General features: G+C 69.2%; 22 protein-coding genes and 1 rRNA gene. 22 read left to right on the top strand and 1 reads right to left on the bottom strand.

Annotated features, from left to right (window positions below; translation table 11 throughout):
- Positions 1 to 62: 62 nt before the first annotated feature.
- Positions 63 to 467 (bottom strand): DUF1844 domain-containing protein, encoded by a 405-nt coding sequence (locus LL239_RS08610; RefSeq protein ID WP_228163024.1) that lies wholly within the window; start codon positions 465 to 467, stop codon positions 63 to 65.
- A gap of 220 nt (positions 468 to 687) precedes the next feature.
- Here LL239_RS08610 and infC point away from each other — a divergent pair, with 220 nt between their 5' ends.
- The 22 genes from infC to LL239_RS08500 form a co-directional block, all read left to right on the top strand.
- Positions 688 to 1,338: a translation initiation factor IF-3 gene (infC, locus tag LL239_RS08605; protein WP_228163270.1), complete on the top strand. Its 651-nt coding sequence runs from the start codon at positions 688 to 690 to the stop codon at positions 1,336 to 1,338.
- 46 nt (positions 1,339 to 1,384) lie between these two features.
- Positions 1,385 to 1,579 (top strand): 50S ribosomal protein L35, encoded by a 195-nt coding sequence (gene rpmI / locus LL239_RS08600; RefSeq protein ID WP_005048908.1) that lies wholly within the window; start codon positions 1,385 to 1,387, stop codon positions 1,577 to 1,579.
- A 29-nt stretch (positions 1,580 to 1,608) separates the two neighbouring features.
- The gene (rplT, locus tag LL239_RS08595; RefSeq protein ID WP_228163023.1) at positions 1,609 to 1,992 is read left to right on the top strand and encodes a 50S ribosomal protein L20; all 384 of its coding nucleotides are present in this window, start codon (positions 1,609 to 1,611) and stop codon (positions 1,990 to 1,992) included.
- Positions 1,993 to 2,089: 97 nt separating this feature from the next.
- Positions 2,090 to 2,887 carry a TrmH family RNA methyltransferase gene (locus LL239_RS08590; RefSeq protein ID WP_228163022.1) on the top strand — a complete coding sequence of 266 codons (798 nt, stop codon included), beginning with the start codon at positions 2,090 to 2,092 and terminating at the stop codon, positions 2,885 to 2,887.
- Between the two features lie 77 nt (positions 2,888 to 2,964).
- A complete protein-coding gene (locus LL239_RS08585; protein ID WP_228163021.1) occupies positions 2,965 to 3,726 on the top strand; it encodes an amino acid ABC transporter ATP-binding protein in 762 nt (253 codons plus the stop codon).
- A gap of 105 nt (positions 3,727 to 3,831) precedes the next feature.
- Positions 3,832 to 4,740, top strand: a complete 909-nt coding sequence (locus LL239_RS08580; protein ID WP_228163020.1) for a glutamate ABC transporter substrate-binding protein — start codon at positions 3,832 to 3,834, stop codon at positions 4,738 to 4,740.
- 57 nt (positions 4,741 to 4,797) lie between these two features.
- Entirely contained in the window at positions 4,798 to 5,454 is a 657-nt protein-coding gene (locus LL239_RS08575; RefSeq protein WP_228163019.1) for an amino acid ABC transporter permease, read from the top strand.
- A complete protein-coding gene (locus tag LL239_RS08570; RefSeq protein WP_228163018.1) occupies positions 5,451 to 6,353 on the top strand; it encodes an amino acid ABC transporter permease in 903 nt (300 codons plus the stop codon). The genes LL239_RS08575 and LL239_RS08570 overlap by 4 nt, the downstream gene beginning before the upstream one ends.
- A 51-nt stretch (positions 6,354 to 6,404) precedes the next feature.
- The gene (gene pheS, locus LL239_RS08565; protein ID WP_228163017.1) at positions 6,405 to 7,445 is read left to right on the top strand and encodes a phenylalanine--tRNA ligase subunit alpha; all 1,041 of its coding nucleotides are present in this window, start codon (positions 6,405 to 6,407) and stop codon (positions 7,443 to 7,445) included.
- Positions 7,445 to 9,970 (top strand): phenylalanine--tRNA ligase subunit beta, encoded by a 2,526-nt coding sequence (gene pheT / locus LL239_RS08560; RefSeq protein WP_228163016.1) that lies wholly within the window; start codon positions 7,445 to 7,447, stop codon positions 9,968 to 9,970. The genes pheS and pheT overlap by 1 nt, the downstream gene beginning before the upstream one ends.
- A gap of 399 nt (positions 9,971 to 10,369) precedes the next feature.
- A complete protein-coding gene (argC, locus tag LL239_RS08555; protein ID WP_228163015.1) occupies positions 10,370 to 11,419 on the top strand; it encodes an N-acetyl-gamma-glutamyl-phosphate reductase in 1,050 nt (349 codons plus the stop codon).
- Positions 11,416 to 12,573 carry a bifunctional glutamate N-acetyltransferase/amino-acid acetyltransferase ArgJ gene (gene argJ, locus LL239_RS08550; protein ID WP_228163014.1) on the top strand — a complete coding sequence of 386 codons (1,158 nt, stop codon included), beginning with the start codon at positions 11,416 to 11,418 and terminating at the stop codon, positions 12,571 to 12,573. Before argC ends, argJ begins: the two co-directional genes overlap by 4 nt.
- Complete coding sequence (argB, locus tag LL239_RS08545) at positions 12,570 to 13,472, top strand: acetylglutamate kinase (RefSeq protein ID WP_228163013.1); 903 nt, start codon at positions 12,570 to 12,572, stop codon at positions 13,470 to 13,472. The genes argJ and argB overlap by 4 nt, the downstream gene beginning before the upstream one ends.
- Positions 13,469 to 14,743, top strand: a complete 1,275-nt coding sequence (locus tag LL239_RS08540; RefSeq protein ID WP_228163012.1) for an acetylornithine transaminase — start codon at positions 13,469 to 13,471, stop codon at positions 14,741 to 14,743. The genes argB and LL239_RS08540 overlap by 4 nt, the downstream gene beginning before the upstream one ends.
- Entirely contained in the window at positions 14,740 to 15,663 is a 924-nt protein-coding gene (gene argF / locus LL239_RS08535; protein ID WP_228163011.1) for an ornithine carbamoyltransferase, read from the top strand. The genes LL239_RS08540 and argF overlap by 4 nt, the downstream gene beginning before the upstream one ends.
- Positions 15,642 to 16,781 carry a heparan-alpha-glucosaminide N-acetyltransferase domain-containing protein gene (locus LL239_RS08530; protein ID WP_228163010.1) on the top strand — a complete coding sequence of 380 codons (1,140 nt, stop codon included), beginning with the start codon at positions 15,642 to 15,644 and terminating at the stop codon, positions 16,779 to 16,781. Before argF ends, LL239_RS08530 begins: the two co-directional genes overlap by 22 nt.
- 40 nt (positions 16,782 to 16,821) lie before the next feature.
- Positions 16,822 to 18,252 (top strand): argininosuccinate lyase, encoded by a 1,431-nt coding sequence (argH, locus tag LL239_RS08525; RefSeq protein ID WP_228163009.1) that lies wholly within the window; start codon positions 16,822 to 16,824, stop codon positions 18,250 to 18,252.
- A gap of 48 nt (positions 18,253 to 18,300) precedes the next feature.
- On the top strand, positions 18,301 to 18,948 hold the full coding sequence (locus tag LL239_RS08520; RefSeq protein WP_228163008.1) for a SatD family protein: 648 nt from the start codon (positions 18,301 to 18,303) through the stop codon (positions 18,946 to 18,948).
- On the top strand, positions 18,945 to 19,658 hold the full coding sequence (locus LL239_RS08515) for a hypothetical protein (RefSeq protein ID WP_228163007.1): 714 nt from the start codon (positions 18,945 to 18,947) through the stop codon (positions 19,656 to 19,658). Before LL239_RS08520 ends, LL239_RS08515 begins: the two co-directional genes overlap by 4 nt.
- A gap of 47 nt (positions 19,659 to 19,705) precedes the next feature.
- Positions 19,706 to 21,019: a tyrosine--tRNA ligase gene (gene tyrS, locus LL239_RS08510; RefSeq protein WP_228163006.1), complete on the top strand. Its 1,314-nt coding sequence runs from the start codon at positions 19,706 to 19,708 to the stop codon at positions 21,017 to 21,019.
- Positions 21,019 to 21,792, top strand: coding sequence for a DUF4184 family protein (locus LL239_RS08505; RefSeq protein WP_228163005.1), 774 nt, complete (start codon positions 21,019 to 21,021; stop codon positions 21,790 to 21,792). Before tyrS ends, LL239_RS08505 begins: the two co-directional genes overlap by 1 nt.
- A 529-nt stretch (positions 21,793 to 22,321) precedes the next feature.
- Positions 22,322 to 22,395, top strand: a 16S ribosomal RNA gene (locus LL239_RS08500); the annotation flags it as partial.

Raw genomic sequence — 22,395 nt, 5'->3', positions numbered from 1 at the left:
GGACGAGAACGGGCTGGCGCCGGCAGCGCCCGGTCACACGGTCGTAAGTCGCCCCGAGGGGCCTAGGTGACGGGACCCGTCCACTTCTCGCCCGGGCCCTTGCCGATCGGGTCGGGGATCACGGATGCCTCGCGGAACGCCAGCTGCAGGGAACGAAGGCCGTCGCGCAGGGACCGTGCGTGCATGTCGCTGATCTCGGGGGCGCCGGCGGTGATGAGACCTGCGAGCGCGTTGATGAGCTTGCGAGCCTCGTCGAGGTCGATCTGCTGCTGCGGATCGTCGGCGAGTCCGACCTTCACAGCGGCGGCGCTCATGAGGTGCACGGCGGTCGTGGTGATGACCTCGACGGCGGGGACATCGGCGATGTCGCGGGTGGCGGAGGCGGAGGCGCGCTCCTGCTCCTCCCACCGGGCGAGGCGCTCGGCATCCTGGTCGGCTCGGGCGTCGTCGGGGGGAATCGTGTCCACGTAGTTCTCTCTGCTAGACTGTGGCGGGCTTCGGAGCGTTCTGCTCCGTACGAAAGAGGATCACATCCCACCCGCGCTTGCCGCTCCAGGCTACCGGGTTCCCGCACTCCGCTCCGTCCTGCACGGGGTTGCTCGGGTGCAGAAGCCGGTGCTCATCGCACCGAGCCGGGTGGCGTGTACTCCTCTTCGCCCGCGATTCACCAGGATCGCGGCGGCCGTCATCCGCAGACAAGAGGAGTTCCGCATCAGCGATCCCCGCACCAACGAGCGCATCCGAGTCCCGGAAGTCCGCCTCGTCGGACCCAACGGCGAGCAGGTCGGCATCGTCCGCATCGAAGCTGCGCTACGTCTGGCCCAGGAAGCGGACCTCGACCTGGTCGAGGTCGCGCCGAACTCGAGGCCGCCCGTGGTCAAGATCATGGACTACGGCAAGTTCAAGTACGAGGCCGCTCAGAAGGCCAAGGAAGCGCGTCGCAATCAGGCGAACACCGTCCTCAAGGAGGTCCGGTTCCGTCTGAAGATCGAGGCGCACGATTACATCACCAAGCTCAAGCGCGCCGAGGGCTTCCTGCAGGCGGGCGACAAGGTCAAGGCGATGATCCTGTTCCGTGGTCGTGAGCAGTCCCGTCCCGAGCAGGGCGTGCGCCTGCTCCGCAAGTTCGCCGAGGACGTCGCCGAGTTCGGCACGGTCGAGTCGAACCCCACGATCGACGGTCGCAACATGGTCATGGTGATCGCGCCGCACAAGAACAAGTCCGAGGTCAAGACCGAGCAGAACGCGCAGCGCGCGGCCAACCGCGAAGCGGCCCGCAGCGCCGCCCGCGGTGACTCGGCTCCCGCGGACCAGCCGACCTCGGCACCGGCCGAGTAAGGCCCCCCGACTCCCGCCCGGCGGGAAACACAACGAAGGAAGAGACATGCCGAAGCAGAAGACCCACTCGGGTGCCAAGAAGCGCTTCAAGGTCACCGGCAGCGGAAAGATCAAGAAGCAGCAGGCGAACCTCCGCCACAACTTCGAGGGCAAGCCCACCAAGCGCACCCGTCGTCTGTCGGCGGACAAGATCCTCGCGCCCGGTGACGCCAAGGTCGCCAAGAAGCTGCTCGGCATCTGAGCGTCCGCGAGATTTAAGGAAGAACAGTCATGGCTAGAGTCAAGCGGGCCGTCAACGCCCACAAGAAGCGTCGCGTCATCCTCGAGCGCGCCTCCGGTTACCGGGGTCAGCGTTCGCGCCTGTACCGCAAGGCGAAGGAGCAGGTCACCCACTCGCTCGTCTACGCGTACCGCGACCGTCGCAAGCGCAAGGGCGACTTCCGTCGTCTGTGGATTCAGCGCATCAACGCCGCGAGCCGTCAGAACGGCCTCACCTACAACCGCTTCATCCAGGGCCTCGGCCTCGCGGGTGTGCAGGTCGACCGCCGTATGCTCGCCGAGCTCGCGGTGAACGAGCCCGCCGTGTTCGCCTCGCTCGTCGCGACGGCCAAGGCCGCGCTGCCCAGCGACGTGAACGCTGCCAAGTCCGCGTAATACGCACCTCACGAACGGGCGCCCTCCTCGGAGGGCGCCCGTTCGGCGTTTCTCCGCTCGTCCCTGGCGCATGCCGGTGGCGTCATACACTGGGGGCGTGCTGGAGAACCCTCGTTCGCCGCGGGTGCGCGCCGTGGCCAAGCTGAGCAAACGCGCGGCTCGGCAGGAGACAGGTCTGTTTCTCCTCGAGGGGCCGCAGGCCGCTCGCGAAGCCCTCGCGTGGGCGCCCGAGACCGTGCTCGAGCTCTACGCCACTCCGACGGCGCTCGAGAAGCACGCCGACGTGCGCGACGCCGCCGTCGACGCGGGCGTCGACCTGCAGTACACGACCGAGACGGTCCTGGATGCCATGGCCGACACCGTCACCCCGCAGGGCATCGTCGCCGTGGCTCGGCAGTCGCCGACGGCTTTGAAGGACGTCCTGTCTGCCGGACCACGGCTGCTCGCCATCTGCGAGGAGGTGCGCGATCCCGGCAACCTCGGCACCATCATCCGCGCCGCCGATGCCGCCGGAGCGGATGCCGTGATCCTCACGGGGCGCACGGTCGACCCGTACAACCCCAAGGTGGTGCGCTCCACCACCGGTTCTCTGTTCCACCTCCCCGTGGCTGTCGACCTCGAGCTGGACGATGTCATCGAGCGCGTGCATGAGGCGGGACTGCGCGTCGTGGCGGCTGATGTCGGAGGTCAGGACTTCGTCGCCTCCCGCGGGCTGCTGTCGGAACCGACGGCGTGGCTGTTCGGAAATGAAGCGCGGGGGCTCGAGGAGTCGGCGCTCGCCCAAGCGGACCTCGCTCTGCGTCTGCCCATCTACGGCCGCGCCGAGTCGCTCAATCTCGCCACAGCGGCGAGCGTCTGCCTCTACGAGACCGCCTTCGCCCAGCGCGCGGGGTGATTCACCCGCTGTTACAGATCGGTTAAGGCGCCCTCGTCGATGTGGTCGCTGTCTCGGCCGTCTCATAGGGTGGGGGAATGGCATCCGTTCCCCCGGCGGGCCTCGAGCCCCTCGTCGTCCTTTCTGGCGTCCAGAAGCACTATGGGCAGTTCCAGGCGCTCAAGGACATCGACCTCTCGGTCGAGCGTGGTGAGGTCGTCGTCGTCATCGGGCCGTCCGGCTCGGGCAAGTCGACCCTCTGCCGCACCATCAACCGCCTCGAGACGATCACGAGCGGCTCGATCACCATCGACGGCAGAGAACTTCCGAAAGAAGGAAAAGGCCTGGCCGAACTCCGTGCCGACGTCGGCATGGTGTTCCAGTCCTTCAACCTGTTCGCCCACCTGACGATCCTCGAGAACGTCACGCTCGGTCCCATCAAGGTCCGCAAGATGAAGAAGGCGGATGCCGAGAAGGAAGCGCGCGCGCTCCTGGATCGCGTCGGCGTCGGGCACCAGGCCGACAAGCTCCCGGCTCAGCTCTCGGGCGGTCAACAGCAGCGTGTCGCGATCGCCCGGGCGCTCGCGATGAAGCCGAAGGTCATGCTCTTCGACGAGCCGACTTCGGCACTGGACCCGGAGATGATCAACGAGGTCCTCGACGTCATGGTGGGCCTGGCGGCCGACGGAATGACGATGATCGTCGTGACCCACGAGATGGGCTTCGCCCGCAAGGCCGCCAACCGCGTCGTCTTCATGGCCGACGGGCAGATCGTGGAGCAGGCCGCGCCCGAGCAGTTCTTCACCCATCCCGAGTCCGACCGCGCGAAGGATTTCCTCTCGAAGCTGATCACCCACTGAATCCGGCGTGGAACGACGGTGTTCCCCTGCCCATCGCCTCCGGCCGAAGACGTGCCGTTCCCCCGTATCCCCTCCGCACAGCACACGTAACCAAGGAGACATCACATGCGCAAGACACGCTTCCTCGCCGGCGCGAGCATCGTCGCGGCCGGCCTGTTGGCCCTGACCGCCTGCAACAGCGGAAGCCCCGGAGCGGCTCCCGGCGCCGACGGCACCGACGGCGGCTCCGACTCCACGCAGCTCTGGGAGGTCGCCTCGGACGTCTCCCTCGACGGCAGCCCGACGTACGACCGCATGGTCTCTGCGGACAAGGTGGTCGTCGGTGTGAAGGAGGACCAGCCCGGCCTCGGCTACAAGGACCCCATCACGGACGAGCGCGGCGGCTTCGACGTCGAGATCGCCCAGTGGATCGCTGCGTCGCTCGGCTTCGACGCCGACAAGATCGAGTACAAGACGATCCCGTCGGCGAACCGCGAGCAGGAGCTGGTCAACGGGAACATCGACTACTACGTCGGCACCTACTCGATCACCGACAAGCGCAAAGAGTCCATCGACTTCGCCGGCCCGTACTTGATCACCGGTCAGGGCCTGTTGGTCGCCGCCGATGACGACAGCATCTCGAGCCCGGACGACCTCGCGGGCAAGATCGTCTGCTCGGTGACCGGCTCGACCCCGCTGCAGCGGATCCGCGACGAGTACGCGCCCGGCGACACGGTCGAGTACGACACGTACACGCAGTGCCTCGAGCAGCTCCGCGCCGGCTCGGTGGACGCGGTCACCACCGACCAGGCGATCCTGGCCGGCTACGTCGCACAGGAGCCGGAGACCTTCAAGATCGCCGGAGAGACCTTCAGCGAAGAGCGCTACGGCGTGGGCGTTCCGAAGGGCGACACCGTCCTGAAGGACCACATCAACGCGCTCTTCAATGACGGCGGCGACGTCTGGACCGCGCTGTTCGACAAGAACCTCGCGCCGGCCGGCATCGAGGGCGAGCAGCCCACCGCCGACGAGTGACCCGTTCGGGGGCGGCGTGGCGCCGCCCCCGAACCCCTCCCGAGACAAGGACCACGCATGGGTGTCATCACGGACAACCTCGACATCTGGAGCGAGGCGCTCGTCGGCACGCTCGTGCTCTTCTTCGCCGGCGGCGCCCTCGCCCTCGTCCTCGGCATCATCGTGGGCGCGATGCGTGTCTCGCCCGTACCGATCGCACGGGGCGTGGGCACCTTCTATGTCAGCGTCATTCGCAACACCCCACTGACGCTGGTGTTCTTCGCCTTCGTCTTCGCCCTTCCGCCGCTTCTCGGACTTCGCTTGACCGGTGACGTCTCGCTGACCCTCGGCATCTGTGCACTGGGCATCTACACCGCCACCTATGTCGCAGAGGCCATTCGATCCGGTGTCAACACCGTCCCGATCGGTCAGGCGGAGGCGGCGCGGGCGCTCGGGCTGACCTTCGGCCAGGTGATGTCGCTCATCGTCCTGCCGCAGGCGTTCCGATCGGTCATTCCCCCGATGATGAGCGTCTTCATCGCCCTTCTGAAGAACACCACGGTCGCCGCCGGCTTCTCGATCGTGAACCTCGGCTCCGTCCGCAACTACCTGAGCGAACGCGGAGAGAACGCGTTCATCGTCATCCTGTGGGTGATGGTCATCTTCGTCGCGCTCGTCCTGCTGCTGTCGTGGCTGCAGCGAACGCTCGAGAACCGATGGAGGGTCGCCCGATGAGCAGCGTCCTGTACGACGTCCCCGGTCCCAGGGCAATCGTCCGCAACCGGATCCTCGGAGTTCTCACGGTCCTGGTCGTGCTCGCGATCGTCGGCTTCTTCGTGTGGCGTCTGGCCGACACCGGGCAGTTCACCGCGAAGAAGTGGTCGGCCTTCACCTACACCAACGTGTGGACGAGCATTCTCGATGCGACGCTGGCGACGCTGGCGGCTTTCGGTGCGGCCGCGATCGGGGCGCTCGCGCTCGGATTCGTCCTGTCCATCGGCCGGTTGTCCGACCACGCCTGGGTGCGCCGACCGTTCACCGCGGTCATCGAGGTGTTCCGCGCCATTCCGGTGCTGGTGTTCATGTTCCTGCTCTACTACGGCTTCCCCGTCATCGGCATCCGTATGGAGCCGTACTGGGCGGTCGTCATCGCGCTCGTCTGCTACAACGGGTCCGTGCTCGCGGAGGTCATCCGCGCCGGCGTGGAGTCACTGCCCCGCGGTCAGGCAGAGGCCGGGTACGCCATCGGCCTGCGCAAGGCCGGCGTCATGCGCCTGATCCTTCTGCCACAGGCGATCCGGGCCATGATGCCCGTGATCATCGCCCAGCTCGTCGTGACGCTCAAGGACACGGCGCTGGGCTTCGTCATCACCTACCCGGAACTGCTGTTCTACGCCAAGTACATCGGGGCGCAGCCCGTCGTGGGCTCTCCGATCGTCCCGGCGACCATCGTCGTGGGCGCCATCTACATCGCCCTGTGTCTGCTGCTGTCGTTCGTGGCGACCCTCGTCGAGAAGCGGCTGCGCCGTTCCCCGCGCGTCGCCGGGGTGGCAGCGGCCGCGCCGGTGGCGCAGCAGGGCGGCACCGACACCGCACTGATCGTTGCCCAGCGCGGGGGACCCGGCCAGGAATGACACCCCCGACGGGCGGGGGAGTGTCCTCGCCCGTCGGTAGACTCGGTTCTCGTGTCTGACGCACCCGAGATCACCCCAGAGGCTGTCGCCTCGGCCGTCGACGCCGCGCTCGCGGCCATCGCCGACGCCGCGACCACGGCCGACCTGAAGGCCGCCCGCTCCGCGCACGCCGGGGAGCAATCGCCCCTGGCGCGTCTCAACGCCCAGCTGCGCAACGTCGCCCCCGAGAACAAGGCCGAGTTCGGCAAGCTGGTCGGCCAGGCGCGGGGCCGCGTGAACCAGGCGTTCGCCGCGCGCGAGGGCGAGCTCGCCGCAGCCGAGACCGCCGCCCGACTGGAGGCCGAGCGCGTCGACGTCACGGCGCTGCCGCAGCGCGCACGTATCGGCGCACGGCATCCGATCTCCCTGCTCCAGGAGCAGGTGTCCGACATCTTCGTCGGCATGGGATGGGAGATCGCCGAAGGCCCCGAACTCGAGCACGAGTGGTTCAACTTCGACGCGCTGAACTTCGACGTCGACCACCCGGCGCGGCAGATGCAGGACACGTTCTTCGTCGACCCCGTCGCCCGCCACCTGGTGATGCGTACGCACACCAGCCCCGTGCAGGTGCGGTCGATGCTCGAGCGAGAGCTCCCGATCTACGTGCTGTGCCCGGGTCGGGTGTACCGCACCGATGAATTCGACGCGACGCACCTCCCGGTGTTCACGCAGTTCGAGGGCCTCGTCGTCGATAAGGGGATCACGATGGCCCACCTCAAGGGCACGCTCGACCACGCGGCCCGCGTGCTGTTCGGCCCCGAGGCCAAGACGCGCTTCCGCGCCAACTTCTTCCCGTTCACCGAGCCGAGCGCCGAGCTCGATCTGTGGCACCCCACCTTCAAGGGCGGAGCGCGCTGGATCGAGTGGGGCGGCTGCGGAATGGTGAACCCCAATGTGCTGCGCGCCGCGGGCATCGACCCCGAGGAGTACTCGGGCTTCGCCTTCGGGATGGGCATCGAGCGCACGCTCATGTTCCGCAGCGACGTGCAAGACATGCGCGACATGGCCGAGGGCGATGTCCGCTTCAGCGAACAGTTCGGAATGGTGGTCTGATGCGCGTCCCGCTCTCCTGGTTGCGCGAATACGTCGACGTGCCGGCGGATGCCACGCCGGACGACGTCCTGGCGGCGCTGGTGTCCGTCGGGTTCGAAGAAGAGGACGTGCACCGCTTCGAGCTCAGCGGACCCATCGTCGTCGGCGAGGTGAGGGAGTTCACCCCCGAACCCCAGTCCAACGGAAAGACGATCCGGTGGTGCCAGGTCGACGTCGGCGACGAGCACGGCGGCGTGCGCGGCATCGTGTGCGGTGCGTCGAACTTCTTCGCGGGCGACAAGGTCGTGGTGACCCTTCCGGGGTCGGTGCTTCCCGGGCCGTTCCCGATCGCCGCGCGCAAGACGTACGGCCACGTCTCCGACGGCATGATCGCCTCGGCGAAGGAGCTCGGCCTCGGCAGCGAGCACTCCGGCATCCTGCGCCTGGTCGACCTCGGCATCGATGCGCCGGTGGGGACGGACGCGATCGCCCTGCTCGGCCTGGACGACATCGCCGTGGAGATCAACGTCACGCCCGACCGCGGCTATGCGCTGTCGTTGCGCGGCGTGGCGCGCGAGTACTCCCACGCCACCGGTGCGGACTTCCGCGACCCCGGCGCGGGCCACGCCGCCGCCCGCGATCGTACGCCGCAAGGATTCCCGATCGCCGTCGAGGACGCGGCCCCGATCCGCGGCCGCGTCGGCGCCAGTCAGTTCGTCGCGCGGATCGTGCGTGACGTCGATCCCTCGCGCCCCACGCCGCCCTGGATGATGACGCGTCTGTCGCTGGCCGGCATCCGCTCGCTCGGTGTCCTGATCGACATCACCAATTACGTGATGCTCGAGCTCGGCCAGCCGATCCACGGCTACGACCTCGATCGCCTCGAGGGCGGCATCACCGTGCGCCGTGCGACGCCGGGGGAGAAGCTCGAAACCCTCGACGGGCAGGTGCGCACGCTGCACGGCGAAGACCTCCTCATCACCGACGAGTCCGGTCCGATCGGCCTCGCCGGCGTCATGGGCGGTGGTCCGACCGAGATGAGCGACCGGACGCGGAACGTCTTGATCGAGGCGGCGACCTTCGACCAGGTCTCCATCGCCCGGACCGCTCGTCGCCACAAGCTGCCCTCCGAGGCCTCCCGTCGTTTCGAACGCGGCGTCGACCCGCTCGTGGCCTTCGTCGCCGCCGAGCGCGTGGCCACCCTGATGGTCGAGCTCGCCGGGGGAACACTGGACACCGACCTGGGCGGGTCGCTCGCCGAGCAGTATGCGCGTGAGTCGATCGCGCTGCCCCCGGGCTTCGTCGGAGGACTCATCGGCGTCGACTACACCGACGACGAGATCGAGCGCGCGCTGCGCCTGATCGGCTGCACCGTCGACCGGAGCGACGCGGGGTGGGACGTGGTGCCACCGTCCTGGCGGCCCGATCTCACCGACAAGTGGACGCTCGCCGAAGAGGTGGCGCGCATCGAGGGGTACGACCGGATCCCGTCGGTGTTGCCCACCCCGCCCTCCGGACGCGGGCTCACCACGGCTCAGCAGGGTCGTCGCCGCGTGTCCACTGCGTTGGCGGCCGCCGGCTTCGTCGAGACGCCGTCGTTCCCGTTCACCACGGCGGAGCAGAACGACCTCCATGGTTCGCCATCCGGCGAGACCCTTCCGAGCGTCAAGCTCGCCAACCCGCTCGATGGTTTGGCCCCGTTCCTCCGGCGTTCGCTGGTTCCGGGTCTTCTCCAGGTGGCGCACCGCAATCTCTCCCGCGGCATCGTCGACCTCGCGCTGTTCGAGACCGGCACTGTCTTCCTGCCCAAGCCCGGGGTGCAGTACGGCACGGCGTCGGTGCCGCCGCTCGCGGTGCGTCCGGACGCGGCGACCCTGACGGCGCTGGATGCCTCGATCCCGCCGCAGCGCCGTCACGTGGCCGTGTTGCTGACCGGCCACCTCGTCGCCAAGCAGCCCGGCCAGGCCGCCGTTCCCGCTGAGCTGGCCGACGCGGTCGACGCGGTGCGTGTGCTCGCCGGTGCGGCGGGTGTCGACATCGAGCTCGTCCAGGCGCAGCGCGCGGCGTTGCACCCGGGCCGGACCGCTCGCGTCCTCGTCGCGGGGGTCGACGTCGGCTACGTCGGCGAACTCCTCCCGACGGTGGCTGCGGCGGCCGATCTGCCGGGGCGCGTGCTGGTGGCGGAGCTCGACCTCGATGCGCTGCTCGAACGCGCGCAGGGGCGCGTGGTCGCGGCATCCCTGTCCGGGTTCCCGGCGGCGACGCAGGACGTCTCCGTGGTCGTTGCCGTCGAGGTGCCCGCGGGCGAGGTGCGGGCGGCTCTGCTCGAAGGCGGTGCGCCGCTCGTCGAGGGCGTGCGACTGGTCGACGATTACCGCGGGCCGGGGGTCGCGGAGGGCGTCAAGAGTCTGACCTTCGCGCTGCGCTTCCGCGCCGACGATCGCACGCTGACGGCGGCGGAGGCGACGGATGCCAAGCTGGCCGGCGTCGCCGTGGCGGCCGAGCGATTCGGCGCCGCCATCCGCGACGGCGAACCGGGCGCCTGATCCGCGGACGGCGGGCCGGGAACGTGCCTGCCCTCATCGCCGACGAGGGGGCAGTCGGAAGTGGTCGGCGATGAGGGCAGGTGCCATGAGCATATCGCGAATTTGTCCCCCAAATGGGGGACAAGCTGCGAGATGTCCCTGTGTGCCGTCTCCGCGCGCCGTGACCGGGGCTTGCCTGCGCGGATTTGCCCCGGTCCGGTCGCGACGGATACTCTCGCGGAATGTCGTCGATCGTCGTTCGCAACGAGGAGCTCTCCGTGAGCACCGTTGCCGCGCGTCGACGTCGGGTCGCACGCCGAGTTTCGGCGACCTCGTAACCCGCCGTCGGTCGGGCATACGGGCGTCGCCGCCCCGGTTCACGCTGATTGCAGCCACAGCCCCGACTCCTAAGGTGGATCCATGACCCTCTCGGTCGCCGTCTCCGGCGCCTCCGGCTATGCGGGCGGCGAGATCCTTCGCCTGCTCGCCGATCATCCCGACGTCGAGATCCGAACCGTGACCGCGCACTCCAGCGCCGGTCAGCCGCTGATCGCCCATCAGCCGCACCTGCGTTCGCTCGCTCACCTCGAACTGCAGGCGACAACACCCGAGGTCCTCGCCGGGCACGACGTGGTGTTCCTGGCTCTGCCGCACGGGCAATCGGCGGTCTACACCGAGTCCCTGGGAGACACCCCCCTCGTCATCGACGCCGGAGCGGACCACCGGCTCACCTCGACCGCCGACTGGTCCGCGTTCTACGGCGGAGAGCACGCGGAGCCCTGGGCCTATGGCGTGCCGGAGCTGCCGGTGGCCGGCGGCAAGCAGCGAGACCTGTTGCGGGATGCCGCTCGGATCGCGGCTCCCGGATGCAACGCCTCCACGGTCTCGCTCTCGCTCGCCCCGGGCGTGGCCGCCGGGGTCATCGACGCGGGTGACATCGTCTCGGTGCTGGCGGTCGGACCCAGCGGTGCCGGCAAGGCCGCCAAGACCAACCTGCTGGCCAGCGAGATCCTGGGCACGGCGAATCCCTACGCGGTCGGCGGCACCCACCGGCACATTCCCGAGATCCGCCAGGCGCTGGCCGCGGCCGGAGCGCCTGCCGACGGCATCCGGATCTCCTTCACCCCCGTCCTGGTTCCGATGGCGCGCGGGATCCTCGCCACGTCCTCGGCACCCATCCGTGAGGGGGTGACGGATGCCGAGATCCGAGCCGCGTGGGAGGCCGCCTACGCCGGCGAGCCCTTCGTCGAGGTGCTTCCCGCGGGGGTCTTCCCTCGCACCGCCGACGTGCTGGGGGCCAACGTCGCGTCGATGGGGCTGGCGATCGACCGCGCGGCGAACCGGGTGGTGGTGGTCACGGCCGTCGACAATCTGGTGAAGGGCACCGCGGGAGCCGCGGTGCAGTCCATGAACATCGCGCTGGGTCTCGCCGAGACCACGGCGCTTCCGACGAACGGAGTCGCCCCGTGAGCGTGACCGTCCCCGCAGGATTCGAGGCGGCCGGGGTCGCCGTCGGCCTGAAGTCGACCGGCGCGCGCGATGTCGCCGTGGTGGTCAACCGTGGGCCGCTCAAGGTGGGGACGGCGGTCTTCACGTCGAACCGGGCCAAGGCCAACCCGATCCTCTGGTCGGAGCAGGTCGTGCGCGACGGGGTCGTCGAGGCGATCGTGCTGAACTCCGGCGGAGCCAACTGCTTCACCGGGTCGTTCGGCTTCCAGACCACGCACCAGACGGCAGAGCGTGCCGCCGAGCTGCTGGGTGTGGGCGCGGGCGATGTCGTCGTCTGCTCGACGGGGCTGATCGGCACGGGAGACGAGGTCTTCCGCGCCAAGGTGCTCGACGGGGTCGAGAAGGGGGTCGCCGCGCTGTCCGAGGACGGGGGCGAGGACGCCTCGCTCGCGATCATGACCACCGACTCGCGGCCGAAGCGCGCCGTGCACCGCGGCGACGGCTGGAGCATCGGCGGGATGGCGAAGGGCGCCGGAATGCTCGCGCCCGGGCTCGCGACGATGCTCGTCGTGCTCACCACCGACGCGGTGCTCGACGCGGCCGCGGCCGATGCGGCCCTCCGCGCGGCCACGCGGGTGAGCTTCGACCGCCTCGACTCCGACGGCTGCATGTCGACCAACGACCAGGTCACCCTCATGGTCAGCGGGGCCAGTGGCATCCGGGTGGATGCCGACGACTTCACCGCCGCGCTCGCCGCGGTGTGCGACGACCTCGCCGCGCAGCTGCAGGGGGACGCCGAGGGCGCCAGCCATGACATCACCATCCGGGTGGTCGGCGCCGCGACCGAGGACGACGCCGTCGAGGTCGGACGCTCGATCGCGCGGAACAACCTCTTCAAGGCCGCGATCTTCGGCAACGACGCCAACTGGGGTCGCGTGCTCGCCGCGATCGGCACGACGCAGGCCGCGTTCGACCCCTACGACGTCGATGTCTGGATGAACGGCGTGCGCGTGTGCACCGCCGGCGGCCCCGACCGCCCGCGCGAGGACGTCGACCTCACCCCGCGGGCCACCGACCTCATCGTCGATCTGCGCGTGGGCGAGGCGACGGCCACCATCCGCACCAACGACCTCACGCACGACTACGTCCACGAGAACAGCGCCTACTCCTCATGAGCGACATCGACATCCAGGACACCGATCCGGCCGAAGCAAGCGAACGGGCTGTGACTCTCGTCGAGTCCCTCCCGTGGGTGCGCAAGTACCGCGACCAGGTGGTGGTGGTGAAGTACGGCGGCAACGCGATGGTCAGCGACGAACTGCAGGACGCTTTCGCTGCCGACATCGCCTACCTGCGCTACGTCGGGGTGAAGCCGGTCGTCGTGCACGGCGGCGGACCGCAGATCTCCTCGATGCTCAACCGGCTCGACATCCCCAGCGAGTTCCGCGGCGGTTACCGCGTCACCTCCACGGAGGCGATCGGCGTCGTCCGCATGGTCCTCACCGGGCAGATCAACCCGCAGTTGGTCGCGAAGGTGAACGCCCACGGGCCGCTGGCGACCGGGCTCAGCGGTGAGGACGCGGGCCTGTTCGGCGGCCGTCGTCGCGGTGTCGTCGTCGACGGCGTCGAGCACGACCTCGGCCGCGTGGGCGACGTCGTCACCGTCGACCCGCAGCCGGTGCTCGACCATCTCGCCGCGGGCCGCGTGCCGATCGTGTCATCGATCGCGCCCGACCTCGACAACCCCGGCACCTCGCTCAACGTCAACGCGGACGCGGCCGCGGCCGCCCTCGCGGTCGCGCTCAACGCGAAGAAGCTCGTCGTGCTCACCGACGTGCCCGGACTGTACGCGGACTGGCCCAACCGCGACTCGCTGGTATCGCACCTGACCTCGACCGAGCTGCGCGCGATGGTGCCGAAGCTCGAGTCGGGGATGATCCCCAAGATGCAGGCGTGCCTCGACGCCGTCGACGGGGGAGTCCCCACGGCCGCGATCATCGACGGCCGAGTGCCGCACTCGGTGCTCGTCGAACTGTTCACCAGCAAAGGAATCGGAACGGAGGTGGTCGCGTGAACGCGGACACGACACAGGAATCTCTCGCGCAGCGCGCTCCTTCGTGGCAGGAGGATGCCGGGCGCGATCTGGTCCGCAGCTTCGGCGACCGGATGGCGCTGTTCGTCCGCGGCGAAGGCGCGTACGTGTGGGACGACGGCGGCAAGAAGTACCTCGATTTCCTCGCCGGTATCGCCGTCGACGCCCTCGGTCACGCCCACCCGACGTTCGTCGAGGCCGTGTCCACCCAGGCCGCAACCCTCGCGCACGTCTCCAACTACTTCGCCACGCCGCCGCAGCTCGCCCTCGCCGCGCGGCTGAAGCGCCTCGCCGGTACGGGGGAGTCCGGTCGCGTGTACTTCGCGAATTCGGGCGCCGAGGCCAACGAGGCGGCCTTCAAGCTCGCGCGGCTGCACGGTCGGGGGACCGAGCGCACGCGCATCCTGACGCTGAAGGGCGGGTTCCACGGGCGCACGATGGGGGCGCTCGCGCTCACCGGCAAGCCGGCGCTCCAGGCCGACTTCCTGCCGATGGTGCCCGGCGTCGAGCACATCGACGCGACCGTCGAAGCTCTGGATGCCGCCGTCGACGACCGCGTCGCCGCGTTCATCGTCGAGCCCATCCAGGGTGAGGCCGGTGTCGTCGAGCTGCCCGAGGGCTTCTTGGAGGCGGCCAGGGAGATCACGTCCCGCCACGGCGCACTGCTCATCGTGGACGAGATCCAGACCGGTGCCGGACGCACGGGTGCGTGGTTCGCCTTCCAGCACGCGGGCATCCTCCCCGACGCCATCACCGTGGCCAAGGGCATCGGCGGCGGGTTCCCGATCGGCGCGCTGGTCACCTTCGGTGCGGCGAGCGAGCTGTTCTTCCCGGGGACGCACGGTTCCACCTTCGGCGGCAACGCCCTGGGGACGGCCGTCGCCGGCGCCGTCCTGCAGGAGATCGAGTCGGCGGGCCTCGTCGACAACGCGGCACGGCGGGAGGCCGAGCTGCGCGCAGGGATCGCGGGCCTGGGCTCATCACTCGTGGCCGGTGTGCGCGGCCGCGGGCTGTTGCTCGGCGTCCAGCTCGCCCACCCCGTCGCGAAGGCCGTCGTGGCCGCGGCGCAGGAGCACGGGCTCATCGTCAACGCGGCGAACGACAAGACCATCCGCCTCGCTCCTCCTCTGGTCGTCGGGGATGCCGAGATCACCGAGTTCCTGGCTCTTTTCGGCGCGGCGCTGAACACCGTCGCCGACGCCCTCATCATCGACGAGCCCGCCGCGTCGGCGGCCGAAGGAGTGCCCGCGTGACCCGCCATCTGCTGCGCGACGACGATCTCACCCCCGCCGAGCAGGCCGAGATCCTCGATCTGGCCATCGAGCTGAAGAAGGACCGCTGGGCCCAGAAGCCGCTGGCCGGCCCGCAGACCGTCGCCGTCATCTTCGACAAGTCGTCGACGCGGACGCGCGTGTCCTTCGCCGTCGGCATCGCCGATCTGGGCGGCTCGCCGCTGATCATCTCCACGGCCAACAGCCAGCTCGGTGGCAAGGAGACCCCCTCCGACACCGCGCGCGTCCTCGAACGTCAGGTCGCTGCGATCGTCTGGCGCACCTACGCGCAGGCGGGGCTGGAGGAGATGGCACGCGGAACGAGGGTGCCCGTCGTCAACGCGCTCAGCGACGACTTCCACCCCTGCCAGCTGCTCGCCGATCTCCTCACGATCCGCGAGCACAAGGGCGAGCTGAAGGGCCTGACGCTGTCCTTCTTCGGCGACGGACGCAGCAACATGGCGCACTCGTACGTCCTCGCCGGGGTGACGGCCGGCATGCACGTGCGCGTCGCCTCTCCCGCCGACTACGCACCCCGGCCCGACGTGATCGCGGATGCGGAGCGCATCGCGAGCGCAACGGGCGGGTCCGTGACGCTCACGACCGACCCCGAGGCCGCGGCATCCGGCGCCGACGTCATCGTCACCGACACCTGGGTGTCGATGGGCAAGGAAGAGGAGAAGATCGCGCGCATCCGCGATCTCGGCGGCTTCAAGGTGACCTCCGACCTCATGGCGCGCGCCGAAGGCGACGCGATCTTCATCCACTGTCTGCCCGCCGACCGTGGGTACGAGGTCGACGCCGAGGTCATCGACGGCCCGCAGAGCGTGGTGTGGGACGAGGCCGAGAACCGGCTGCACGCGCAGAAGGCCCTTCTGGTGTGGCTGCTGCGCCAGGACTGAGTCGACGGACGCGCCGGGCGTGGAGCCGTTTCGACGGCCCCGCCCGGCTCGTCGGGATCGATCTGGCCCGCGGGCTCGCCGTGCTCGGCATGCTCGCGGCGCATCTGCTGACGATCGACGCGTTCGTCGCCGAGGAGCCGTCGACGTGGCTCGACATCGTCAATGGGCGTTCGTCGATCCTGTTCGCCACGCTCGCGGGCGTCTCGATCGCGCTGGTCACCGGCGGGACACGGCCGCTGGCGGGGTCGGCGCGGGCCCGCGCTGCGGGTCGGTTGGCTCTGCGTGGTGCGCTGCTGTGGGTCATCGGCATCCTGCTGGTGATGACCGGGGTGCCCGTGTACGTGATCCTGCCCGCGTACGCCCTGCTTTTCGCCCTGTCGCTGCCGTTCCTCGGGCTTCGTCCGCGCAGCCTGTTCCTCTCGGCCGGGATCGTCGCGGCGGTCATGCCGTGGGCGTTTCCCTTCCTCGATTCCGCTGCGATCTGGAGCGGTCGCGGGGGAGAGCAGCTGCAGGCGTTGGTGGGGTGGGCGTACCCGTTCCCCGTGTGGATCGCATTCCTCCTGACGGGAATGGGTCTCGGCCGTCTCGATCTTCGCCGCCTCCGCGTGCAGGCACTGGTCACGATCATCGGTGCTGCGGTGTCGGCCTTCGGGTACGGGCTCGCGGTCGTGGCCGGCGAGCAGGTGGCGGGGGAGAGCCCGTACCTCGCCGCGGTGTGGAGCGCCGAGGCGCACTCGTCGGGGCTGGGGGAGGTCGTGGGATCGGGCGGCTTCGCGGTCGCCGTGATCGGGCTGTGCCTGCTGGTGTGCCGCACTCCGGTGCGGTGGCTGGTGATCCCCCTGCGTGCCGTGGGATCCATGCCGCTGACCGCCTACGTGCTGCAGATCGTGGTGTGGGCGCTGTTCGCCGCCGCCCTGCTCGGCGACACCTCCGATCTGTTCGGCGTGCGCGACGCGGGGCTCTTCCTGCCGCTGACCCTCGGACTCGTCGCCGGCTGCACGGCGTGGGCGCTGCTCATCGGTCGCGGACCGCTGGAAGCGCTCGTCGACGGCATCGTCCGGCTCGTGTCGGGTCCGCCCTCCCGATCGGATGCCGTGCCGTCCGCATCGAGGCGGTGAGCGGCCGGGCGGTGTCCGGCGCTCTCGCTAGGCTGGGGACATGAGCACCGAGACCGGCCAGGGTACGAACGAGGGCGCGCTGTGGGGCGCCCGTTTCTCCGGTGGGCCCTCTCCCGAGCTCGCGGCCCTCAGCCGCTCCACGCACTTCGACTGGGATCTGGCGCTGTACGACATCTCCGGCTCCCACGCGCACGCCGCGGCGCTGGAAGCCGCCGGGTATCTGTCCGCCGACGAGGCGCGCGACATGCACACCGGTCTCGACGACCTGGCCGACCGCGTTCGGGCCGGCACCTTGGTGGCGGCTCCGGGCGACGAAGACGTGCACGGTGCGCTCGAACGCGTCCTCATCGAGACGGTGGGTCCCGCCCTCGGAGGCAAGCTGCGCGCGGGGCGCAGCCGCAACGATCAGATCGCCACCCTCGTGCGTCTGTACCTGCTCGACCACTCCCGCACCATCACGCGCGAGCTCCTCCGCCTGATCGACGCGCTGGTTTCGCAGGCCGCGGCTCACGAGTCGGCCATCATGCCCGGGCGCACGCACCTGCAGCACGCACAGCCGGTTCTCCTCGCCCACCACCTCCAGGCGTACGGGTGGGCCTTCGTCCGCGGGATCGAGCGTCTGCGCGACTGGTCGGCCCGTGCGTCCGTGTCGCCGTACGGCGGCGGGGCGCTCGCCGGAGCGACGCTCGGTCTTGACCCGCAACTGGTGGCGGACCGACTGGGCCTCGCGCGGCCGGCCGAGAACTCCCTCGACGGGACGGCGTCGCGCGACGTCGTGGCCGAGTTCGCATTCATCGCCGCGATGATCGGCGTCGACCTGTCGCGCCTCGCGGAGGATGTGATCCTGTGGAACACGCGCGAGTTCGGCTTCGTGACGCTCGACGACGCGTACTCGACGGGCTCGAGCATCATGCCCCAGAAGAAGAATCCCGACATCGCCGAGCTGGCCCGGGGTAAGGCGGGCCGACTGATCGGCAACCTCTCCGGTCTGCTCGCCACGCTCAAGGGGCTTCCTCTGGCGTACAACCGCGACTTGCAGGAAGACAAGGAGCCGGTGTTCGACTCCGTCCGTACCCTCGAGCTCGTTCTGCCTGCCTTCTCGGGAATGATCTCCACCCTGCGTTTCCACACCGCCCGCATGGCCGATCTGGCCCCGCAGGGATTCTCGCTCGCCACCGACGTCGCCGAGTGGCTGGTGCGGCAGGGCGTGGCGTTCCGCGACGCGCACGAGATCTCCGGCGCTCTGGTCCGAGCGTGCGAGGAGCGCGGGATCGGCCTCGAGGATGCCGACGATGCGCTTCTGGCATCCGTCTCGCCCGCGCTGACCCCCGAGGTGCGCGGCGTGTTGACGATCCAGGGCTCGGTCGCGAGCCGGACGGGCGCAGGCGGGACAGCACCCGAACGCGTGTCGGAGCAGCGTGCGGAACTCGTGTCACGCGCGCAGACCGCTGCGCACGCGCTGGGTCTTTGATCAGCCGATCACTTATATCTCATGAAAAATAAGCCATAAGCTGATCACATGATCGCCACCGTCATCGCCGATATCGTCCGCTCTCGCGAGTTGCTCGATCGCGCGGAGGCGCAGAAGGTGATCCACCGGACGGTCGCGCGAGCCGAAGCGGACGCGCCTCTCGCGCTCGCACCGCTCACGGCCGTCGTCGGGGACGAGTTGCAGGGCGAATATCCCACGATCGGCGCGGCGGCAGCTGCCCTGCTTCTCGTGCGGCTGGCCCTGCCGGACGGAATCGATTGCCGGTTCGGTGTCGGGCTCGGCGACGTGCGCCCCGTCGAGCTCGACGGGAGGACCATCCCGGAGGGGCCGGCGTGGTGGGCCGCACGGACCGCCGTCGAGCGGGTGGAGACGCTCCAACAGCGCGTCGCCCCCTTCGCCCGCACCTGGTTCGAGGCTGCGGAGGGCACCGATGCCGCCGTCGTGCAGAGTGTCGCGCTGGCCAACGCCTACGGTCTGGCGCGCGACCAGCTCGTCTCGTCGATGAGCGACCGCACGCGCCGGTTGACGTACGGTCGATGCGTGGGCCGGTCTCAGCGCGATCTGGCCGCCGAAGAGGGCGTCACGCAGTCGGCGGTGTCCCAGGCGCTCGCATCGGCCGGATCCGCCGCCGTCGTCGAGGGATTCCAGGCTCTGCGCGCGGGGGCGACATCGTGATCGCGGCCGGGCTGCTTCTGCTCGCCGTCGGCAGCATGGACCTGCTGCGCCGACTGATCGTGCATCGCCGCGCTCTGGTCTTCGCCGTCGCGGGCGTCCTGCTGATCGCGGTGTCGGCCGGGGTGGATGCCATCGTGGCCGGCATCCTCGCCGTCGCGGTCGCGGCGATCTGGGTGTGGGTGGTGCCGGAATCGGGCCCCGCACGGGCGGGCCTGTGGCCGGTGGGCCTCCTCGGCGTCGCCGTCGCCGCGTGCGTGGTCGTCGCGCCGGCGCGCTCCCGCCCGGGACTCCTGGGCACGGTATGGGAGGCGTATGGGCCGCACGCGGACGTTTCGCTCGATGCCGTGCTGCTCATCGCGGGGTGTCTGCTGTTCCTGCTCGAGTCCGGCAACGCGGTCGTCCGCATCGCCCTGCGCGCCGAGATGGGGGAGCGGGTCCTGCCCGCTTCCGGCGACGCGCCGACGGCGCTGAAAGGCGGTCGACTGATCGGTCCGCTCGAACGGATCCTCGTCTTCGCGCTGACCCTCGCCGGCGCCTACACGCTGCTGGCGGCTGTCCTCGCGGCGAAGGGGATCGTCCGCTTCCCCGAGATCTCCCGCGACGGCGAGGACGGTGATCGAGCGGAGTACTTCCTCATCGGCAGCCTCGTCAGTTGGGTAACCGCGCTGGCAGCCGCATTCATCGTGTGGTGGGGTCTGCGCGGCCTATGACGAGTCCGCGACAGAGGCCGTCGCTCCGCCGCTGATAGCCTGAACGGGTGTCCGCGCCCTTCGACGAGCCTTCCGTTCGCGCCCTCGAGCCCGCCAACGACCCCGCCTTCGATTCGGTGTGGGACGAGCTGCTCTGGCGCGGTCTGATCCACGTCTCGACCGATCAGGACGAGTTGCGCGAGCTTCTTTCCGGCCCGCCCATCGTGTTCTACTGCGGATTCGATCCGACGGCACCGAGCCTGCATCTCGGGAACCTCGTTCAGCTGCTGACGATGCGTCGTCTCCAGCTGGCCGGACACCGCCCGCTCGGCCTGGTGGGGGGATCCACCGGCCTCATCGGCGATCCTCGCCCGACGGCGGAGCGCACGCTCAATACGCGAGAGACCGTGGCGGCCTGGGTGGATCGGCTGCGTGCGCAGGTCGAGCGCTTCCTCAGCTTCGAGGGCGACAACGCCGCGCGCATCGTCAACAACCTCGACTGGACCGCACCGCTGAGCGCGATCGACTTCCTGCGCGAGATCGGCAAGCACTTCCGCGTCGGCACGATGCTCAAGAAGGACGCCGTCAGCGCCCGCCTCAATTCCGAAGCCGGCATCAGCTACACCGAGTTCAGCTACCAGATCCTGCAGGGCATGGACTACCTGGAGCTCTTCCGCTCGTACGGTTGTGTGCTGCAGACCGGCGGTAGCGACCAGTGGGGGAACCTCACCAGCGGCACCGACCTGGTGCGTCGCGTCGAGGGCGTCTCCGTGCACGCCATCGGCACGCCACTGATCACGAACAGCGACGGCACCAAGTTCGGCAAGAGCGAGGGCAACGCGATCTGGCTGGATGCCGACATGTGCAGCCCGTGGGCGATGTACCAGTTCTGGCTCAACACGGACGACCGCGACGTCGTCGAGCGGCTGAAGGTGTTCACGTTCCTCACGCGCTCGGAGATCGAGGAGTACGAACGCCTCGTGGCCGAGGAGCCTTTCCGTCGCGCCGCGCAGAAGCGCCTCGCGCGCGAGGTGGTGACGACGGTGCACGGTCCGGAGTCCGTCGACGCGGTGATCGCGGCGACCGAGGCGCTGTTCGGCCAGGGCGATCTCATGGCACTGGATGCCGCGACGCTGCGCAGTGCGCTGGACGAACTTCCGCACGCGTCGTTGCCCTCGGGTGCGACGGTGCTCGACGCCCTGACTGCGACCGGACTCGTGAGCAGTCTGAGCGAAGCGCGCCGGGCGATCGCCCAGGGCGGCGTCTCCCTCGACGGCGAGCGAGTGTCGGCCGACGACGCGGTGGTGACCGGGGCACTGCCCGGCGGGGTATCGGTCCTGCGTCGAGGCAAGAAGACACTGGCCGGAGTCTTCGTCGGCTGATGCCCTTCACGCCGAGCCATGCCGTCGTCGCACTCCCTTTCGTGCGCACGCGGCTGGTGCCGGCGGCCATCGCAATCGGGGCGATGGCGCCTGACCTCCCGCTGTTCCTCCGCGGGATGGTCCCGGACTACGCCATGACGCACGAGCCCTTGTGGCTCCTCCCGACCACGGCGTTGGCGCTGGTGCTCCTGCTCGTGTGGCGGTGTGTGCTGCGACCGGCCGTGCGGGAGCTTTGCCCGCAGTGGGTTGCCACTCGGCTGCCGCGCGGGTGGGATGCGGGGTACCGCTCGGGTCTGCGCGAGACTCTCGGCGGGGGAGGAATCGGTCTGCTCTGGCTGCTGGTCTCTCTCGCCATGGGTGTCGTCACCCACATCGCCTGGGATCTGTTCACCCACGAGGATCGGCTCGGGGTTCAGGTGTGGCCGGTCCTCGAGGATCAGTGGGGCCCGCTCCCGGGCGTGAAGTGGCTTCAGTACGCGTCCGGCGTGGTGGGACTCGGAGTGTTGGCAGCGTTCGCGCTCGTGTGGCTCTCCCGACGGAGCACCGAACCAGCGGCGCGCGTGCTTCCGCACGTGGTGCGGGTCGTGTGGTGGATCTCCTTGCCGCTCGCTCTCGTCGGCGCAACCGCGGTGAGTGCTGTCAGTTCGGCGGCGACAGGTATCGAACTGAATCCCACGGGCTTGGTCTACGGCGTGCTCACCAGGGTCGCCGCGGGGTGGGGCGTTCTGACGGTCGCCCTCGCCATCGTGGTCCAGGTGCGGCGCGGCGCCTGATTTTCCGCGGTTTTTCAGGGTGTGTGGGGGTGCGACACGCCCGGGGTGTGGTGTGGATTGGACGGGTGGGTGGGTTGGGCGTAAGTTATTACTTGTTCGCCCCACAGGGGAGAGCGGAGCGGCCGGAAGGCCCCGCGTCCTCTCAAGTGGTGAACGGATCCCAAGACTTGCTCCGGATGGTGTAGAGTTTTGGTTCTGGTCTTCGACCGGTTTCCACGACGTTGATCCCTTGTTGGGTCCCACAGTGTGAGACGTGGTGGGGGGTCGTGTAAGGTAGTGAAGTTGCCTCACGGGTACGGTTTAACGGCTGGTTCTGTGGGTGCGTCCGTTCCTTGAGAACTCAACAGCGTGCACTTGTCAAATGCCAATTTATTCCTCGTCGGGCCTTTTGGTCTGGTGAGAATTCCTTTGGATCAAAGACCAGCCCTTTTGGGGGTTGGCATTCGGAATCGTCAGTAATGATGTTTCTCTTTGGTCAGTTTCAAACTCGCTGCTCGATCGTTTTTCCCGGTTGGGTGTGCATTTCTTTTTTACGGAGAGTTTGATCCTGGCTCAGGATGAACGCTGGCGGCGTGCTTAACACATGCAAGTCGAACGGTGAAG

It is taken from the genome of Microbacterium testaceum (assembly GCF_020781835.1).
Classification (GTDB): domain Bacteria; phylum Actinomycetota; class Actinomycetes; order Actinomycetales; family Microbacteriaceae; genus Microbacterium; species Microbacterium testaceum_H.
Note: the sequence above shows the minus strand (reverse complement) of the source record. Positions and strands in the feature narration are given on the sequence as shown.

Excerpts from the sequence above, each read along its gene's own strand:
- rplT (WP_228163023.1), top strand. The coding sequence starts at position 1,609 with ATGGCTAGAGTCAAGCGGGCCGTCAACGCCCACAAGAAGCGTCGCGTC.
- argC (WP_228163015.1), top strand. The coding sequence starts at position 10,370 with ATGACCCTCTCGGTCGCCGTCTCCGGCGCCTCCGGCTATGCGGGCGGC.
- LL239_RS08575 (WP_228163019.1), top strand. The coding sequence starts at position 4,798 with ATGGGTGTCATCACGGACAACCTCGACATCTGGAGCGAGGCGCTCGTC.
- LL239_RS08505 (WP_228163005.1), top strand. The coding sequence starts at position 21,019 with ATGCCCTTCACGCCGAGCCATGCCGTCGTCGCACTCCCTTTCGTGCGC.
- argH (WP_228163009.1), top strand. The coding sequence starts at position 16,822 with ATGAGCACCGAGACCGGCCAGGGTACGAACGAGGGCGCGCTGTGGGGC.
- LL239_RS08520 (WP_228163008.1), top strand. The coding sequence starts at position 18,301 with ATGATCGCCACCGTCATCGCCGATATCGTCCGCTCTCGCGAGTTGCTC.
- rpmI (WP_005048908.1), top strand. The coding sequence starts at position 1,385 with ATGCCGAAGCAGAAGACCCACTCGGGTGCCAAGAAGCGCTTCAAGGTC.
- LL239_RS08585 (WP_228163021.1), top strand. The coding sequence starts at position 2,965 with ATGGCATCCGTTCCCCCGGCGGGCCTCGAGCCCCTCGTCGTCCTTTCT.
- pheT (WP_228163016.1), top strand. The coding sequence starts at position 7,445 with ATGCGCGTCCCGCTCTCCTGGTTGCGCGAATACGTCGACGTGCCGGCG.
- argB (WP_228163013.1), top strand. The coding sequence starts at position 12,570 with ATGAGCGACATCGACATCCAGGACACCGATCCGGCCGAAGCAAGCGAA.
- LL239_RS08580 (WP_228163020.1), top strand. The coding sequence starts at position 3,832 with ATGCGCAAGACACGCTTCCTCGCCGGCGCGAGCATCGTCGCGGCCGGC.
- LL239_RS08570 (WP_228163018.1), top strand. The coding sequence starts at position 5,451 with ATGAGCAGCGTCCTGTACGACGTCCCCGGTCCCAGGGCAATCGTCCGC.